A 15,581-nucleotide genomic window follows, 5' to 3' on the forward strand; every position below is an offset into this window, starting at 1 on the left:
CGACGAGAATTCGTGCAGCACGTTCTCAATCTTGATCGAGGTGATCGCGGCGCCCTGCAGGCTGGAAAGCAGCACCCGGCGCAGCGCGTTGCCCAGCGTCAGACCAAAACCGCGCTCAAGCGGCTCGGCCACGAAGGTAGCACGGCGCGCTGCATCGTTGCCCGACTTCACTTCGAGGTTGCCCGGCTTCTTCAGTTCCTGCCAGTTTTTGATATTGACGGTCATAGGGTTCCCCTTGGGGTTTGTTCTGGCGGGAACGGCCGCTTTGCCCGAAGGCGCTGCGACCGATCCGAAAGCGCGGGTGGAGGGCCCTCCTCCCGCGAACGGTAAATCAGACGCGGCGGCGCTTTGAAGGCCGAACCCCGTTGTGCGGGATCGGGGTCACATCGCGGATCGAGGTGATGGTAAAGCCAACCGCTTGCAGCGCACGAAGCGCGCTTTCGCGGCCCGAACCTGGACCCTTCACTTCAACTTCCAGCGTGCGGACGCCGTGTTCGGCAGCCTTCTTGCCGGCATCATCGGCAGCAACCTGCGCGGCATAAGGCGTCGATTTACGGCTGCCCTTAAAGCCCATTGCCCCGGCCGAGGACCACGAAATCGCATTGCCCTGCGCATCCGTGATCGTGATCATGGTGTTATTGAAGCTGGCGTTCACATGCGCGATGCCGCTTGAGATGTTCTTACGCTCGCGGCGCTTGATGCGCTGGGGTTCGCGTGCCATTTTTCTGTCCTACTCGAATATCTGGAAGGGAAAGCTGTCTTGGCCTGGGGCCAGTCCGGCTTACTTCTTCTTGCCCGCAATCGGCTTAGCCTTACCCTTGCGGGTACGCGCGTTGGTGTGAGTGCGCTGTCCGCGAACCGGCAGCCCCTTGCGATGACGCAGGCCGCGATAGCAGGCCAGATCCATCAGGCGCTTGATGTTCATCGCGGTCGTCCGGCGCAGATCGCCCTCAACCGTGTGATCGGCATCGATCGATTCACGGATGTGCAGCACTTCCTGGTCAGACAGATCCGACACGCGGCGCGCGTGATCGATACCCAGCTTGTCAACGATCTGGCGGGCCTTGAACGAGCCGATGCCGTGAATGTAGGTGAGCGCAATGATTACGCGCTTGTTGGTGGGGATATTTACCCCGGCAATACGAGCCACTTAATTCTCCATGCTCCACAGATTGCAGCGGATTTCCGCCACAGCCCATCTCAACGCTTCAATCCCAAAAACGGCAAAAAGCCCGGCTGGCGCGCACTATGGCATAGCGCCTTCCGGACGAACCCGTTTTTTGGTTGAGGGGCGCGCTTAGGGGGATTCGCCGCAAGTGTCAACGCCCCGTAAAGATTGCGCGCGTCAACACCAAAACGGTCAATTTGTAATCAATTCAGGGCTCACATCTTCTGGTTGGACCGCGGGTTGAAAGAGCGCGACTAGCCGGGCGAGCTGCTGACCCATCACGGTATCGACCATGGGGCCGATGTCTCCGCCCTTTATCTGCATTAGGCCATTCACCGCATAATTCCACACGATCCGGGTGCCCCCACCCTCGGCAGGTTCAAGCGTAATGGTCCACACCCCATCGACCGGTTCGCCCTGCAGCGGCCCCAGCCCGCCTTTCAGACGGAGCATGCCGCGTTCTGGATCGGCATAGACGATGTGCATGTGCTCAACACTGCCCATCCGCTGATCAGCCGGAGCGCCGGCGGGCTTGGGCAGCTTTTCGCAAAAGCAGCCGGTCGCCTGGCTATCGATGTAGAGATTGGCGGCATCGCCCGAATAGGTGTGCGCGCCCGACCACCACCTGGCCGGGGCAACCAGCGCCTTCCAGACATCGGCTTTCGCGGCCGGAACTTCAGCCGAAAGTTTGATTGCAAAGCCGCTATCGCTCTGCGTGGTCACTTCGGCGCTGGCCGATTGCATGGGCGCAGCAAGGCACAGGCCAAGCGCCGCAATCAGCATCCCGGATTTACGCATGTACCACCCTCCCCTTGCGCGATCCGCGCGGCGAGGCGCGGTTTCAACCGTTGATAGTCGCTTCGATCGATGCTGTCACATCGTCAATATCCGCCATCCCATCGACGCGGGAAACAATCCCGCGCGCTTCATAGATCGGCAGGATCGGAGCAGTCTTGGCGCGATATTCGGCCATGCGGGTCCGCACGGTTTCCTCATTATCGTCTGGCCGGCGCTTGAACTCATGCGCGCCGCACTTGTCGCACTTCCCGGCCACGGCCGGCTGCTCAAACGTATCGTGGTAGCCCTTGCCGCAATTGGCGCAGGTATACCGGCCGCAAATCCGTGCAACCAACGCATCCTCGTTGACCTCAAGCTCGATCACATGGGCCAGCACGCGGCCGCGCTTTTCAAGGATCGCATCAAGCGAAGCGGCCTGATTTGCGGTGCGCGGATAGCCATCGAAGATTGCGCCCTGCCCCGCGGCCATCGCATCAAGCTCTTCGCCGATCAAGGCAGAGACAATTTCATCCGAAACCAGCTCGCCCCGGTCCATCACAGCCTTGGCCTTAAGCCCGACCGGTGTCCCAGCTTTTACCGCTGCACGCAGCATATCGCCGGTTGAAAGTTGGCGCATACCCTTGCGTTCAACCAATCGCTGGGCCTGCGTGCCCTTGCCCGCTCCCGGCGGGCCCAACAGGATAATGTCCATCGCCAAATCCCCCGATTGCCGTTTAGCGCATGCGGCCCTTCAGCTTGGCCTTCTTGATCAGATCGCCATACTGGTGGGCCAGAAGGTGCGACTGGATCTGCGTGATCGTATCAACCGTAACGTTGACCACGATCAGCCAGCTGGTGCCGCCCGCAAAGAAGAACAGCAGGCCAGTTTGCACCATCACCAGTTCCGGCACCACGCAGACGATCGTGATATAGAGCGCGCCGATCACCGTAATCCGGGTCAACACGTAATCAAGATAGGTCGCGGTGCTTTTGCCGGGACGGATGCCCGGAATGAAGCCGCCATTACGCTTGAGGTTGTCTGCGGTTTCCTCAGGATTAAAGACCACCGCGGTGTAGAAAAACGCAAAGAAGATGATCAGCGCCGCATAAAGCAGCATGTACACCGGCTTACCGTGGCCCAGGTACTGGTTCATTGCGATGATCGCGGCGCCAACATTGCTGTCAGGCGCGAACGAATTGTTGGCGAACTGGCTGATGGTAAGCGGCAGCAACAGCAACGAACTGGCGAAGATCGGCGGGATAACGCCGGCGGTGTTGATCTTCAGCGGCAAGTGGCTGCGATCGGCCTGCATCATGCCATTTTGCGAAGCGCGCTTGGGATACTGAATCAGAAGCCGCCGCGTGGCGCGCTCCATGAAGCAGATGAACAGGACCATCGCCACGATCATCCCGATCATCAACGCCACAACAAAGCCGCTGATCGCGCCGGTGCTGTATTGGCTGAACATGTTGGTGATGAAAGTTGGCATCTGCGCCACGATACCGGCCATGATGATCAATGATGTGCCATTGCCGATCCCGCGGCTGGTGATCTGTTCACCCAGCCACAGCAGGAACATCGTCCCGCCGACCAGCGATATCAGCCCGGCAACGTAGAACAGCGTGCCCGGATCAACTGCGAAACCCTGAACCTCGGCATTGCGCAGAACGGCATAGCCCTGCAGCAAGGTGAGGAACACTGCGCCATATCGCGAATACTGGTTCAGCTTGCGCCGCCCGCTTTCGCCTTCCTTTTTCAGGTTTGCCAATGAAGGATGCAGCGATGCCGCCAGTTGCACCACGATCGACGAGGTGATGTAGGGCATCACGCCAAGGCTGATCAGGCTGTAATTAGACAGCGCGCCGCCCGAAAACATGTTGAAGAAATCAAGGATCCCGCCGGCACTGCGATCCAGAAACTGCTTCAGCTTGAGCGGATCAATGCCCGGCAGCGGAACAAAAGTCAGGAACCGGAAGACGATCAGCGCACCGACCGTGAACCAGATCCGCTTCTTAAGCTCGGTTGCCTTGGAAAAATTGGCGAGGCTAAGAGTGCTCGCGATATTGTCCGCGCGTGATGCCATCGGAATTAGGGCCTGTCTTGCTATCGATCCGCACCGGACCGCTCGTCAGCCCCATATAGGGACTAAGCGGCGAAGTCGAACCCCCCAGATCGCAGAATCCCCGCCCCAGCCATCAAGGCCAGGGGGGTATCTGCGCAAAAGCGTTACTTGGCGGCCTTGGCCGCCTTGTTGACTTCGCGGCGAGCCGTCTTCTTTTCGTGCTCGCTGGGCTGCTGCGCGGGCAATTCAACCGAACCGCCAGCCTTTTCAACCGCAGCCTTGGCACCGGCCGAAACGCCATCGACCAGGAACGCGACCTTTGCGGTCAATTCGCCCTTGCCAAGCAGCCGAACGCCATCCTTGCCGCCGCGCGCCAGGCCAGCAGCCTTCAGCGCCGCGTGATCGATTGTCGCCTTGGCATCAAGCTTGCCGGCGTCGATTGCCTTTTGCACCATGCCCAGATTAACTTCAGCGAAGTCCTTGGCGAAGATGTTGTTGAAGCCGCGCTTCGGGATCCGCATGTGCAGCGGCATCTGGCCGCCTTCGAAGCCGTTGATGCTGACGCCCGAACGCGCCTTTGCACCCTTTTGGCCGCGCCCGGCGGTCTTGCCCTTGCCCGAACCGATCCCGCGGCCCACACGCATGCGGGATTTACGGGCACCGTCGTTGTCGCGGATTTCATTCAATTTCATGGTTTGCACTCGCTTTCGCTTTTGGTCGCGCTGATAGGAAGGCGCGCGCTTAGGCCAAAGCGTTCTGCGTGTCACCCTTTTTTCGCGGCCGCAGCAAAACCCGCCGCGCCCGGGTTCTAGCCCAGCAGCCGCCGCCCTGCCCGTTGCAGCGGCAGCTCCACCAGGCGATAGAGCGCAAGGCCCGCCGCGATCATCGCCGCGATAGCTGCGGCCAATGCCGCCAGCACCAACGGCCCATCAAGCAATCCAAACGTGCGGGCCAATTTTTCGATTCCAATCGCCGCGAACGGGTGGGCCAGATAAAGCGAATAAGACGCCGCACCCAGCAACTGGATTGGCGGCCAATCCCAAACCTTGCCCCGTTGTTCCAGCGCCAGGGCCACGGCCACAACGGCAAAGGCGAAAGAAATCCGCACGAAACTGGCCGCTTCAGGGCCAAGCAAGCCGGCCATTGCAGCGCATTGCAGCACGCCAAACGAAAGCAGGGAAATCACCGGCAAGCCGGAACCGATCCGCGGGTATGCCAGGCCAAGCCCCATTCCAAGCGCAAAGCACAAGATCAACGGGGAGGTATAAAAGCCAACCACGGGCGGCAACGGCCCGGCAATCTGCCCGGCCAGCGCGGCCAGTGCGATAATCACGCTTACCATCAAGACCCGATGGACCTGCCGGCGCAGCACCAGCGATCCTGCAAACAGGAGGTAGAACACCATCTCAAAATTGAGCGTCCAGCCTTGAAACAGCAGCGGCTGGAGCGTGGAGCCGTGTTTTACATAGGGGATGAACAACAGCGATCGCACCAGATCCAGTGGCTCGGCATGGCTGGATTTAGGCAGCTGCGGGGCGATCGCGGCGAGCGCAAACACTGCCAAAGTCAGCAGCCAATAGAGCGGCACCACCCGCACCACCCGGTGCCTGAAGAAGGCCAACGGGCGCGGCGCAGCATCGTTTGTGATATAGACCATGATGAAGCCGCTGATCACGAAGAACAGCTCAACCCCGATCGTCCCGAAACCCAGAACCGCAATGGCCGGGCTGTATGAAACCAGGTGCGACAAAGCGACAGCCAATGCAGCAATCGCCCGCAGAGCCTGGACATTCTTCAGCACAGTCCCTGCCCCCATCCGCTCCAACAAAAAAGCCCCGGCTAAGACCGGGGCTTTGTTGTTTATTCAGCACTCAGCTCCGGGTCAATCGACCACGACCACCATGTGCGGAAGCTTGGCGATTGCACCGCGGACTTCGGCTGTATCTTCCAGCTCTACCACGCGGTTCATCTTGCCCATGCCCAGACCCAGTCCGATCAGGATCTTCCGCTGATCTTCCGGGCGACGGATCGGCGAGCCGATCTGCTTGATTTTGATTTTCGCCATCGTCTCTTACTCCGTGATGGCGTCGGCGGCCGCTTCAGCCTCCGCCGCGCTAGCGCCGCCGCGACCCAGCAGGTCTGCAACCTTCTTGCCGCGACGCTGGGCAACAGACTTCGGCGAAGTCTGGTTAACCAAGCCATCGAAAGTGGCGCGGATCATGTTGTAGGGGTTGCTGGTGCCGACCGACTTAGTCACCACATCAGCCACGCCCAAGCTTTCAAAGACAGCACGCATCGGACCGCCCGCGATGATCCCGGTCCCGGCCGGAGCCGAACGCAGGTTCACCTTGCCAGCACCAAACCGGCCCTTGCAATCATGATGCAGGGTGCGGCCTTCCTTAAGCGGAACGCGGACCATCTTCTTCTTGGCTGCAGCGGTTGCCTTGGTGATGGCTTCAGGCACTTCGCGCGCCTTGCCGTGACCAAACCCAACCCGGCCCTTACCATCGCCAACCACGACCAGAGCCGCAAAGCCAAAGCGCTTGCCGCCCTTCACGGTCTTGGAAACGCGGTTGATGTGAACCAGCTTTTCAATCAGCTCTTCGCCGCCGTCATCGTCACGGCCGCGGCCACGATCGTTGCCGCCGCGCCCGCCGCGACCGCGATCACCGCCGCCGCCGCGATTGTCACCGCCGCGCCCGCGCCCACCGCCGCTACCGCCGCGATTGCCGCGTCCGTCACGCTGTTCGCCGCCCGAAGGGGCAGCTGCCGGTGCATCGGCCGCGATTGCGGTGACTTCGGCTTCGTTGTTGGTTTCGGTGTTTGTCGAATCTGGCATCATCAGAACTCCAACCCGCCTTCACGTGCGGCATCGGCCAGCGCCTTGACGCGGCCATGGAACAGGAACCCGCCGCGATCGAACACGACGGTGGTCACGCCAGCCTTCTTGGCGGCTTCGGCCAGTTTGGAGCCAACTTCGGCAGCAGCCGTCATATTGGCGCCGGCCTTGCTGCCCAGCGAATTGGCTGCAGCCACGGTACGGCCCGCAGCATCGTCGATGATCTGGGCGTAGATGTGGCGACCTGAACGGTGCACCGAAAGCCGCGCACGGCCACCGGAGCGCGCCTTGAGCGCGGTGCGAACGCGCCGACGACGGCGCTCGAATAGGTTGAGCTTGGCCATTACTTCTTCTTCCCTTCCTTACGGAAGATGTACTCACCGCGGTACTTGATACCCTTGCCCTTATAGGGTTCGGGCTTGCGCCAGCGGCGAATTTCGGCCGCAACCTGGCCTACCTTCTGCTTGTCGATGCCCGAAATCTCGATCGTGGTGTTATCCGGGGTCTTGACTTCGATGCCATCTGGAATCGAGAAATCAACATCATGGCTGTAACCAAGCTGCAGCTTCAGGTTCTTGCCCTGAGCGTTGGCACGGTAACCCACGCCGGTGATTTCCAGCACCTTGGTGTAACCTTCGGTGACACCGGTCACCAGGTTATCAACCAGCGTACGCTGCATACCCCAGAACGCGCGGGCCGACTTAGTATCGTTGGCCGGCTTCACCAGGATGGCATCACCATCAATGGTATAGCTGATTTCATCACGCAGGCTCAGCGAAAGGGTTCCCTTGGGACCCTTCACGAGAAGGGTGCGATCCGCGATTTCGGCGCTGACGCCGCTCGGGATCGACACCGGACGTTTACCGATGCGGCTCATCAGAATACCTCCGCCAGCACTTCGCCACCGACGTTTTGAACGCGTGCTTCGGCATCCGAGAGCACGCCCCGAGGCGTCGAGACGATGGTGATGCCAAGGCCATTGCGGATAACCGGAAGTTCCTTGGAACCCGAATAGACGCGGCGCCCAGGCTTGGAGACGCGGGCAACATGCTTGATCGCAGGTTCACCCTCGAAATACTTCAGTTCAATCCGCAGCTGCGGGTGGGCGCCAGTGGCGTCCTCAGAATAGCCACGGATATAGCCCTCGCGCTGCAGAACTTCGAGCACGCGAGCGCGCAGCTTCGAAGCCGGCGAAAGGACAGAGTCCTTCTTCGCACGCTGGCCGTTACGGATGCGGGTGAGCATATCACCCAGGGGATCGGTCATCGCCATTGCGGTATCCTTACCAGCTCGACTTCGTCAGGCCGGGGATAAGGCCCTTGTTGCCTTTATCCCGCAGCTCGATCCGACAAAGGCCAAACTTGCGATAGTAGCCGCGGGGGCGGCCGGTGGTGACGCAGCGGTTGCGTACGCGTGTGGGATTCCCGTTGCGGGGAATTTCAGCCAGCTTGAGCCGGGCGATCAGGCGCTCGGTCTCATCGAGCGACTTGTCGTCGGCAGTAGCCTTCAACTTTGCGTACTTTCCTGCGTACTTCTTGACGAGCTTCTTGCGACGCTCGTTTTTGTTCACGGAACTCAGTTTCGCCATGGACTTAAGCTCTCTCTATCTTAGGCCGCCTGGGCCTCTTCGGCTTCAGCCGGGAACGGGAAACCGAACAGGCGCAGCAGCTCGCGCGCTTCATCGTCGGTCTTGGCGGAGGTGGTGACAATAATATCCATGCCGCGCACCTTCTCGATCTGGTCATAGCTGATCTCAGGGAAGATGATCTGCTCTTTAAGACCCATCGCATAGTTACCACGACCGTCGAACGATTTGGGGTTAAGCCCCCGAAAATCGCGAATACGGGGCATGGCAACAGTGACCAGGCGATCGAGGAATTCATACATGCGTTCGCGGCGCAGGGTAACCTTGCAACCGATCGGCATGCCTTCGCGCAGCTTGAACTGAGCGATCGACTTCTTGGCCTTGGTGATAACCGGCTTCTGACCAGAGATCAGCGCCATTTCCTCAGCCGCAGTCGTGACCTTCTTCTTGTCCTGGCTGCCTTCGCCCACACCCATGTTGAGCGTGATCTTTTCGATCTTGGGCACTTCCATCACATTCTTGTAGCCAAACTTCTCGGTCATCGCCTTGGCGATTTCCGCATCGTATTTGGACTTCATGCGGGGTGTGTACGTATCAGCCATCGATCTTCTCCCCGGACTTTACGGCCACGCGAACCTTCTTGCCGTCTTTCGACGTTTCGAAGCGGACGCGGGTAGCCTTGCCGGTCTTGGGGTCTGCAAGACCCACCTTGCTAATCGCCATCGGAGCCTCACGGCGGTCAATACCGCCCTGGGGGTTCGCCTGGCTGGGTTTGCGGTGACGGGCTGCAACGTTCACACCCGAAACAAGGACTTTTCCATCCTTCGGCATGACGGCCAGAACGGTGCCACTACGGCCCTTGTCCTTACCCGAACGGACGATAACGGAATCGCCCTTCTTGATCTTCGCGGCGGCCATTACAACACCTCCGGGGCGAGTGAGATGATCTTCATGTAGCCCTTGCTGCGCAGTTCGCGCACAACCGGCCCGAAGATACGGGTGCCGATCGGCTCCGCGTTCTTGTTGATCAGAACGGCAGCGTTGCTGTCGAAACGGATCACGCTGCCATCAGCGCGGCGCACTTCCTTGCGGGTGCGAACGATGACGGCACGGTGGACGTCGCCCTTCTTGACCTTGGTGCGCGGCTGGGCTTCCTTGACCGATACGACGATCACATCGCCCACGCCGGCCACCCGGCGCTTCGATCCGCCCAGCACCTTGATGCACTGGACGCGCTTGGCACCGCTGTTGTCAGCGACGTCTAGCTGGGATTGCATCTGGATCATAGATCCGGTTCCTTCCTAGTGGCTTGCCGAAACCAGTCCGGCAGTTCCAAAAAACGTACTTGTCTGGTCGTATCGCAATCCGGAAAAGTGGGTTTCACTTTTCCTGCGAAACGCCCTTAAACGTCGGCTTCAACAGCGGCGGTCTTCCCGGCGGTGACGCGTTCGATCACCTTCCAGGTCTTGAGCTTCGACATCGGGCGGGTCTCCTCGATGCGAACCGTTTCGCCGGTCTTGAAGGCATTGTCTTCGTCATGGGCGTGATACTTCTTCGAACGGCGGATGATCTTCCCGTAAAGCGGGTGCTTCACCTTGCGTTCGACTTTCACGACCACGGTCTTGTCGGTCTTGTCGGAAACCACGGTCCCGATCAGGATACGCTTGGGCATCGTGGGCTCCTTACTTCGCTGCGAGGGCGCGTTCGCCCTGCAACGTTTTGATCCGGGCGATATCGCGGCGCACTTCTTTGATGCGGGCGGGACGCTCGAGCTGGTTGGTGGCAGCCTGAAAACGCAGGTTGAACGCCTCGCGCTTCAGCTCGGCAAGATCGGACGAAAGCTGGTCGTCGCTCTTGGCGCGCATATCAGTAGCGTTGGCCATCATTCGCCTCCCAGGTGGCTGGTGTCGCCAAGGCGTGCAACAACCTTGACCTTAACCGGCAGCTTCATCGCAGCGCGGCTGAAAGCTTCAGCGGCCAAAGGCCCTGCAACGCCATCCAGTTCAAACAGGATCCGACCCGGCTTGACGCGGGCGGCCCAATATTCAATCGAACCCTTGCCCTTACCCTGACGGACTTCAGCAGGCTTCTTCGAAACCGGCACATCCGGAAAGATGCGGATCCAGAGCCGACCCTGGCGCTTGATGTGACGCGTGATCGCACGGCGAGCCGCTTCGATCTGGCGGGCGGTAATCCGCTCAGGCTCAAGGCACTTAAGCCCATACGAGCCAAAGTTCAGATCAGACCCACCCTTGGCATTGCCATGGATGCGGCCCTTGAACTGCTTGCGGAATTTATGCTTTTTAGGTTGCAGCATGACTTAGTTCCTGCGGTCTTCACGCGCCGGACGGACGCCCGTGGTCTGGGCTTCCATCATCAGACGGTCTTGCGCCATCGGATCATGACCAAGGATTTCACCCTTGAAGACCCAAACCTTGATGCCGATGATCCCGTAGGTCGTCAGCGCTTCAGCTTCGGCGTAATCGATGTTGGCGCGCAGCGTGTGCAGCGGCACCCGGCCTTCGCGGTACTGTTCAACGCGGGCAATTTCTGCCCCGCCAAGACGGCCACCGCAAACCACCTTGATGCCTTCGGCACCCAGGCGCATTGCCGATTGCATCGCGCGCTTCATCGCCCGGCGAAACGCCACACGGCGGATCAGCTGGTCTGCAATACCCTGCGCGACGAGCTTGGCGTCAACTTCAGGCTTGCGAATTTCAACGATGTTCAGCTTCACTTCGCTGTTGGTCATCTTGGCCAGTTGCGAGCGCAGCTTTTCAATGTCTGCGCCCTTCTTGCCGATGATTACGCCAGGACGAGCGGCATAGATCGAAACGCGGCACAGCTTTGCCGGACGTTCAATCACAACCTTCGAAATCGCTGCTTGCGGAACGGTATCCTGCACGAACTTGCGGATCTTGAGATCTTCCTCAAGCATCTTCGCGTAGTTCTTGCCTTCGGCGTACCAGCGGCTGTCCCAGGTGCGGTTGATCTGCAGACGCAGGCCAATGGGGTTTGATTTATGACCCATGGTTCAGGCCTCCCCTGCTTGTTCGGCAACTTCACGAACCACGATCCGCAGCCGGCTGAACGGCTTGAGGATCCGGGTCGATTTGCCGCGGCCACGGGTGTGGAACCGCTTCATGGTGATTGCCTTGCCAACCGAAGCCTCAGCAACGACCAGGGCATCGACATCAAGGTTGTGGTTGTTTTCCGCATTGGCGATCGCGGATGCGAGCACCTTGCGGGCATCAACCGCCATCGCCCGCTTCGAGAAGCTGAGGATGTTCATGGCATCTTCCACCTTGCGGCCGCGGATCAGCGCAGCAACCAGGTTGAGCTTCTGGGCCGAACCACGGATCGTGGTGCCAACCGACAGGGCTTCATTTTCGCCAACACGGCGCGGAGCTTTGGGCTTGCTCATCAGCGCTTACCCTTCTTGTCGGCAGCGTGGCCCGGGAAGGTGCGCGTGGGCGCAAATTCACCAAGCTTGTGGCCGACCATGTCTTCGTTAACCGAGACGGGGATGAACTTGTGACCGTTGTAGACGTTGAACGTCAAACCAACGAACTGCGGCAAAATCGTCGAGCGACGCGACCAGGTCTTGATCGGAGCGGCGCGGGTGGTGCCCTGATCCTGCATGGCTTCCGCCTTTTTCAGCAGATGCAGGTCGACGAAGGGGCCTTTCCAGACGGAACGTGCCATGGGGCCTTACCTCTTCTTCTTGGCGTGACGCGAACGGATAATCAGCTTGTCCGTCTGCTTGTTGTTGCGAGTGCGGGCACCCTTGGTCGGCTTGCCCCACGGGGTAACCGGATGGCGGCCGCCCGAAGTGCGGCCTTCGCCGCCGCCGTGCGGGTGATCGACCGGGTTCTTGGCGACACCGCGGGTCAGCGGGCGACGCCCCTGCCAGCGAGTACGCCCAGCCTTGCCGAAGTTCTGGTTCTGGTTGTCAGGGTTTGAAACCGCGCCAACCGTACCCATGCAATCGCCGCGCAAGTAGCGCTGTTCGCCAGAATTAAGGCGAACAATCACCATCCCGCGGTCACGGCCAACAACCTGAACATAGGTTCCGGCTGAACGGGCGATCTGCCCGCCCTTTTCCGGCTTCATTTCCACGTTGTGGCAGATCGTACCGACCGGCATGGTGCTGAGCAGCATTGCGTTGCCCGGCTTCACGTCAGTCTTTTCGCCGGCAATCACACTATCACCAACAGCCAGACGCTGCGGAGCAATGATATAGGCCAGTTCGCCATCTGCGTACTTGAGCAGCGCGATGAAGGCGGTGCGATTGGGATCGTATTCCATCCGCTCGACGGTGGCCGGCATGTCCCACTTACGACGCTTGAAGTCGATAAAGCGGTACTTTTGCTTGTGGCCCCCGGCGATCCCGCGTGAGGTTACGTGGCCCTTGTTGTTGCGCCCGCCGGTCTTGTGCTTGCCTTCAGTAAGCGCCTTGACTGGCTTGCCCTTCCACAGGGACGATTTATCAACCAGGATCAGGGCGCGGCGCGCCGGGCTGGTCGGGTTATAGCTCTTAAGTGCCATGTTCCGCCTCAGATTCCGCTGGTGACGTCGATCGACTGGCCTTCAGCCAGACGAACAACCGCCTTCTTTACGTCCGAGCGCTTGTAGGGCTTGCCCTTCCAGCGCTTGGTCTTGCCCTTTTGGGTCAGCGTGTTGACGCTTACCACCTTGACATCGAACAGCGCCTCAACCGCAGCTTTGATCTGCGGCTTGGTAGCGCTTTCGGAAACCTTGAACACAACAGCGTTGTGCTCACTGGCCAGCGTCGCCTTTTCAGTGATGTGGGGGGCCACGATCACATCATAGTGACGCGTATCGATTGCTGCCTTAGCCATTGAAACGGGCCTCCAGCTTTTCGACAGCGGCGCGGGTCAGCACCAGCGTGTCGTGCTTCAGGATGTCGTACACATTGGCACCGACGGCGGGGAGGACATTGACACCGATGAGGTTGCGGGTGGCGCGGGCAAAGCCCTCGTTCACTGCTTCACCATCAATCACCAAAACCTTCTTGCCCCAGTTGGCCTTGGCCAGCTGCTGCGCAATGGCCTTGGTCTTGGCGTCCTTGATGTCGAGCGTGTCGACAATCACGAGCCCGGCCTTGGCTTTGCTTGACAGCGCCATCTTCAGACCGAGTGCCCGGACCTTCTTGTTCAGCGAGACGTCGAAATCGCGCAGACGGGCACCATGGGCCTTACCGCCGCCGATGAACACCGGAGCACGGCGATCACCGTGACGGGCAGTACCACCACCCTTTTGCCGGCCGAACTTCTTGCCGGTGCGGGCAACTTCCGAACGCTCACGCGTTGGCCGAGCCGTGCCGCGACGATTTTCGAGCTGCCAGGTGACAACGCGGTGAAGGATGTCAGCGCGCGGCTCAAGGCCGAACACCGCATCGTTAAGTTCGATGTCGCCCTTGCCGGCGCTGCCATCGATATTGTGCAGTTTGACTTTCACGGCTCAGCCCTCCTGGCCGTCGGTGGCAGGAACGTCTGCGGCGGGAGCTTCTGCTTCCGGCGCGGCCTGTTCTACCACTGTTTCTTCGACCTGATCGGCCAGCTTGGGCTCTTCGGCGGCAACCGGAGCGTCGCCGCTCTTGATGCCGGCCGGATACGGCGCTTCTGCATGACGGGCGACCTTGACGCTGTCGACAACCTGCAGCCAGCTGTTCTTCGCACCCGGGACCGAACCCTTGACGAAGATCAGGCCGCGCTCGTCATCGACGCGCACAACTTCGAGGTTCTGCTGGGTGCGCTGCTTGTCACCCATGTGGCCGGCCATCTTCTTGTTCTTGAAGACCTTGCCCGGATCCTGGCGTTGACCAGTTGAACCCAGTGCACGATGGCTGATCGAAACGCCGTGGGTGGCGCGCATACCGCCGAAGCCCCAGCGCTTCATGCCCCCGGCAAAGCCCTTGCCCTGGGTGTGCCCGGCGACATCTACCATCTGACCGGGCACAAAGTGCGAGGCAGCAATGGTCGAGCCGACTTCCAGCACAGCATCATCTGCCACGCGGAATTCGACAACCTGTGCCTTCAAGGACACCTGGGCCTTGGCGAAATGTTCACGCTGCGGCTTGGCAACGTTCTTCTGCTTGGCCGATCCGGCGCCCAGCTGGACTGCAACGTAACCGTCACGTTCAGCGGTACGAACCGAAACAACCTGGCAATCTTCCAGCGCCAAGACGGTAACCGGCACGTGCCGACCGTCTTCCTGGAAAAGGCGGGTCATCCCCACCTTTTTGGCGATCACGCCAGTGCGCATGATCCTGTACTCCATCAACAGAGGCCCAAGGAGACCATCCCCAGGGGCATGTCCAACCCGTGTGTGTGATACGAGCCCCGTCCGGGCTGGGTGCCCCTTCCGAAGAAGAGGCGAGACGGGGGACGCATGCCCGGTGGTTTGCCCCTAAGGACAAGCACCGGAGGTATCCCTTATGTCCCCGGCAATTGCCGGGGCTCTGTCTCGTCGCAGGAAAGACCTGCTAGGAGTCGGGCCGAAACCCGAAAGGAAGTGGGCCCGTAGACCCGCGCTGACAATTAAGCCAGCTTAATCTCAACTTCTACGCCAGCAGCCAGATCAAGCTTCGAAAGCGCTTCGATCGTGGTCGGCGTGGACTGCACAATATCGAGCAGCCGCTTGTATGTGCGCACCTCAAACTGCTCGCGCGACTTTTTGTCGATGTGCGGTCCGCGGTTCACGGTGAATTTTTCAATTCTCGTCGGCAGAGGAATGGGGCCCCGGATCAGTGCGCCGGTACGGCGCGCGGTTTCCGCGATTTCGCCAGTCGCCTGATCAAGCACGCGGTGATCGAATGCCTTCAGGCGAATACGGATATTTTGAGCTTCCATTGTGTCCTGCTACCGATGAGAAAGAGCCACGGGGCTTGCACCCCCACCAAATTCGAGCCGCGCCCCTACACAGGGAGATGGATTCGCGCAAGAGGTGAATTGCGGGAATTTTGCAGAGGAGCGTCAGGTGCCGTTGATTGGGTATCGCCGGCCCTCACCTTTGGCCCTCGCCTTTGGCCCCGATTTCCCGGAACCAGCTTCAGCCCCATGCGTTCCTCCATATCCGCGAGCCACTCCTTCGAACCGATCGGCCGGCCTACGCTTTCTGCCTTGC

The 15,581-nt window shown here is 60.1% G+C and carries 27 protein-coding genes and 1 pseudogene; all 28 read right to left on the reverse strand.

The window, feature by feature from the left end; genetic code table 11:
• Positions 1–225: pseudogene (locus tag ABL914_RS10475) on the reverse strand (DNA-directed RNA polymerase subunit alpha); the annotation flags it as partial.
• Positions 226–331: 106 nt separating this feature from the next.
• Positions 332–721 (reverse strand): 30S ribosomal protein S11, encoded by a 390-nt coding sequence (gene rpsK / locus ABL914_RS10480; RefSeq protein ID WP_391563130.1) that lies wholly within the window; start codon positions 719–721, stop codon positions 332–334.
• A 60-nt stretch (positions 722–781) separates the two neighbouring features.
• Positions 782–1,150 carry a 30S ribosomal protein S13 gene (gene rpsM, locus ABL914_RS10485; protein ID WP_391563131.1) on the reverse strand — a complete coding sequence of 123 codons (369 nt, stop codon included), beginning with the start codon at positions 1,148–1,150 and terminating at the stop codon, positions 782–784.
• A gap of 210 nt (positions 1,151–1,360) precedes the next feature.
• Complete coding sequence (locus tag ABL914_RS10490) at positions 1,361–1,966, reverse strand: SRPBCC family protein (RefSeq protein ID WP_391563132.1); 606 nt, start codon at positions 1,964–1,966, stop codon at positions 1,361–1,363.
• Between the two features lie 43 nt (positions 1,967–2,009).
• Positions 2,010–2,657 carry an adenylate kinase gene (locus ABL914_RS10495; RefSeq protein ID WP_391563133.1) on the reverse strand — a complete coding sequence of 216 codons (648 nt, stop codon included), beginning with the start codon at positions 2,655–2,657 and terminating at the stop codon, positions 2,010–2,012.
• Positions 2,658–2,679: 22 nt separating this feature from the next.
• Positions 2,680–4,029: a preprotein translocase subunit SecY gene (gene secY / locus ABL914_RS10500; protein ID WP_391563134.1), complete on the reverse strand. Its 1,350-nt coding sequence runs from the start codon at positions 4,027–4,029 to the stop codon at positions 2,680–2,682.
• Positions 4,030–4,172: 143 nt separating this feature from the next.
• The gene (rplO, locus tag ABL914_RS10505) at positions 4,173–4,700 is read right to left on the reverse strand and encodes a 50S ribosomal protein L15 (protein WP_391563135.1); all 528 of its coding nucleotides are present in this window, start codon (positions 4,698–4,700) and stop codon (positions 4,173–4,175) included.
• A 116-nt stretch (positions 4,701–4,816) separates the two neighbouring features.
• Complete coding sequence (locus ABL914_RS10510) at positions 4,817–5,824, reverse strand: acyltransferase family protein (RefSeq protein ID WP_391563136.1); 1,008 nt, start codon at positions 5,822–5,824, stop codon at positions 4,817–4,819.
• Between the two features lie 66 nt (positions 5,825–5,890).
• The gene (gene rpmD / locus ABL914_RS10515; RefSeq protein ID WP_391563137.1) at positions 5,891–6,073 is read right to left on the reverse strand and encodes a 50S ribosomal protein L30; all 183 of its coding nucleotides are present in this window, start codon (positions 6,071–6,073) and stop codon (positions 5,891–5,893) included.
• A 6-nt stretch (positions 6,074–6,079) separates the two neighbouring features.
• Complete coding sequence (gene rpsE / locus ABL914_RS10520) at positions 6,080–6,847, reverse strand: 30S ribosomal protein S5 (RefSeq protein ID WP_391563138.1); 768 nt, start codon at positions 6,845–6,847, stop codon at positions 6,080–6,082.
• Between the two features lie 2 nt (positions 6,848–6,849).
• A complete protein-coding gene (gene rplR / locus ABL914_RS10525) occupies positions 6,850–7,191 on the reverse strand; it encodes a 50S ribosomal protein L18 (protein WP_391563139.1) in 342 nt (113 codons plus the stop codon).
• Complete coding sequence (rplF, locus tag ABL914_RS10530; RefSeq protein WP_391563140.1) at positions 7,191–7,724, reverse strand: 50S ribosomal protein L6; 534 nt, start codon at positions 7,722–7,724, stop codon at positions 7,191–7,193. Before rplF ends, rplR begins: the two co-directional genes overlap by 1 nt.
• Positions 7,724–8,119 carry a 30S ribosomal protein S8 gene (rpsH, locus tag ABL914_RS10535; RefSeq protein ID WP_391563141.1) on the reverse strand — a complete coding sequence of 132 codons (396 nt, stop codon included), beginning with the start codon at positions 8,117–8,119 and terminating at the stop codon, positions 7,724–7,726. Before rpsH ends, rplF begins: the two co-directional genes overlap by 1 nt.
• Positions 8,120–8,129: 10 nt before the next feature.
• On the reverse strand, positions 8,130–8,435 hold the full coding sequence (gene rpsN, locus ABL914_RS10540) for a 30S ribosomal protein S14 (protein WP_391563142.1): 306 nt from the start codon (positions 8,433–8,435) through the stop codon (positions 8,130–8,132).
• Between the two features lie 20 nt (positions 8,436–8,455).
• Positions 8,456–9,034 carry a 50S ribosomal protein L5 gene (gene rplE, locus ABL914_RS10545; RefSeq protein WP_391563143.1) on the reverse strand — a complete coding sequence of 193 codons (579 nt, stop codon included), beginning with the start codon at positions 9,032–9,034 and terminating at the stop codon, positions 8,456–8,458.
• Positions 9,027–9,350, reverse strand: coding sequence for a 50S ribosomal protein L24 (rplX, locus tag ABL914_RS10550; protein WP_391563144.1), 324 nt, complete (start codon positions 9,348–9,350; stop codon positions 9,027–9,029). Before rplX ends, rplE begins: the two co-directional genes overlap by 8 nt.
• Positions 9,350–9,718, reverse strand: coding sequence for a 50S ribosomal protein L14 (rplN, locus tag ABL914_RS10555; RefSeq protein WP_391563145.1), 369 nt, complete (start codon positions 9,716–9,718; stop codon positions 9,350–9,352). Before rplN ends, rplX begins: the two co-directional genes overlap by 1 nt.
• Positions 9,719–9,834: 116 nt before the next feature.
• A complete protein-coding gene (gene rpsQ / locus ABL914_RS10560; protein ID WP_100866242.1) occupies positions 9,835–10,104 on the reverse strand; it encodes a 30S ribosomal protein S17 in 270 nt (89 codons plus the stop codon).
• Positions 10,105–10,114: 10 nt separating this feature from the next.
• Positions 10,115–10,315, reverse strand: a complete 201-nt coding sequence (rpmC, locus tag ABL914_RS10565; RefSeq protein WP_391563146.1) for a 50S ribosomal protein L29 — start codon at positions 10,313–10,315, stop codon at positions 10,115–10,117.
• Positions 10,315–10,749 (reverse strand): 50S ribosomal protein L16, encoded by a 435-nt coding sequence (gene rplP, locus ABL914_RS10570; RefSeq protein ID WP_391563147.1) that lies wholly within the window; start codon positions 10,747–10,749, stop codon positions 10,315–10,317. Before rplP ends, rpmC begins: the two co-directional genes overlap by 1 nt.
• Positions 10,750–10,752: 3 nt before the next feature.
• Positions 10,753–11,463, reverse strand: a complete 711-nt coding sequence (gene rpsC / locus ABL914_RS10575; RefSeq protein WP_391563148.1) for a 30S ribosomal protein S3 — start codon at positions 11,461–11,463, stop codon at positions 10,753–10,755.
• Positions 11,464–11,466: 3 nt separating this feature from the next.
• The gene (gene rplV / locus ABL914_RS10580) at positions 11,467–11,856 is read right to left on the reverse strand and encodes a 50S ribosomal protein L22 (protein WP_391563149.1); all 390 of its coding nucleotides are present in this window, start codon (positions 11,854–11,856) and stop codon (positions 11,467–11,469) included.
• On the reverse strand, positions 11,856–12,137 hold the full coding sequence (gene rpsS, locus ABL914_RS10585; RefSeq protein WP_391563150.1) for a 30S ribosomal protein S19: 282 nt from the start codon (positions 12,135–12,137) through the stop codon (positions 11,856–11,858). Before rpsS ends, rplV begins: the two co-directional genes overlap by 1 nt.
• A 6-nt stretch (positions 12,138–12,143) precedes the next feature.
• A complete protein-coding gene (rplB, locus tag ABL914_RS10590) occupies positions 12,144–12,980 on the reverse strand; it encodes a 50S ribosomal protein L2 (RefSeq protein ID WP_391563151.1) in 837 nt (278 codons plus the stop codon).
• Between the two features lie 8 nt (positions 12,981–12,988).
• The gene (locus tag ABL914_RS10595) at positions 12,989–13,294 is read right to left on the reverse strand and encodes a 50S ribosomal protein L23 (protein WP_309622194.1); all 306 of its coding nucleotides are present in this window, start codon (positions 13,292–13,294) and stop codon (positions 12,989–12,991) included.
• Positions 13,287–13,913: a 50S ribosomal protein L4 gene (rplD, locus tag ABL914_RS10600; protein ID WP_391563152.1), complete on the reverse strand. Its 627-nt coding sequence runs from the start codon at positions 13,911–13,913 to the stop codon at positions 13,287–13,289. The genes ABL914_RS10595 and rplD overlap by 8 nt, the downstream gene beginning before the upstream one ends.
• Before the next feature lie 3 nt (positions 13,914–13,916).
• Positions 13,917–14,720, reverse strand: coding sequence for a 50S ribosomal protein L3 (rplC, locus tag ABL914_RS10605; RefSeq protein WP_391563162.1), 804 nt, complete (start codon positions 14,718–14,720; stop codon positions 13,917–13,919).
• A gap of 275 nt (positions 14,721–14,995) precedes the next feature.
• Positions 14,996–15,307: a 30S ribosomal protein S10 gene (rpsJ, locus tag ABL914_RS10610; protein WP_309751020.1), complete on the reverse strand. Its 312-nt coding sequence runs from the start codon at positions 15,305–15,307 to the stop codon at positions 14,996–14,998.
• Positions 15,308–15,581 lie beyond the last annotated feature (274 nt).

This window comes from Novosphingobium sp., assembly GCF_040079535.1.
Lineage (GTDB): Bacteria > Pseudomonadota > Alphaproteobacteria > Sphingomonadales > Sphingomonadaceae > Novosphingobium.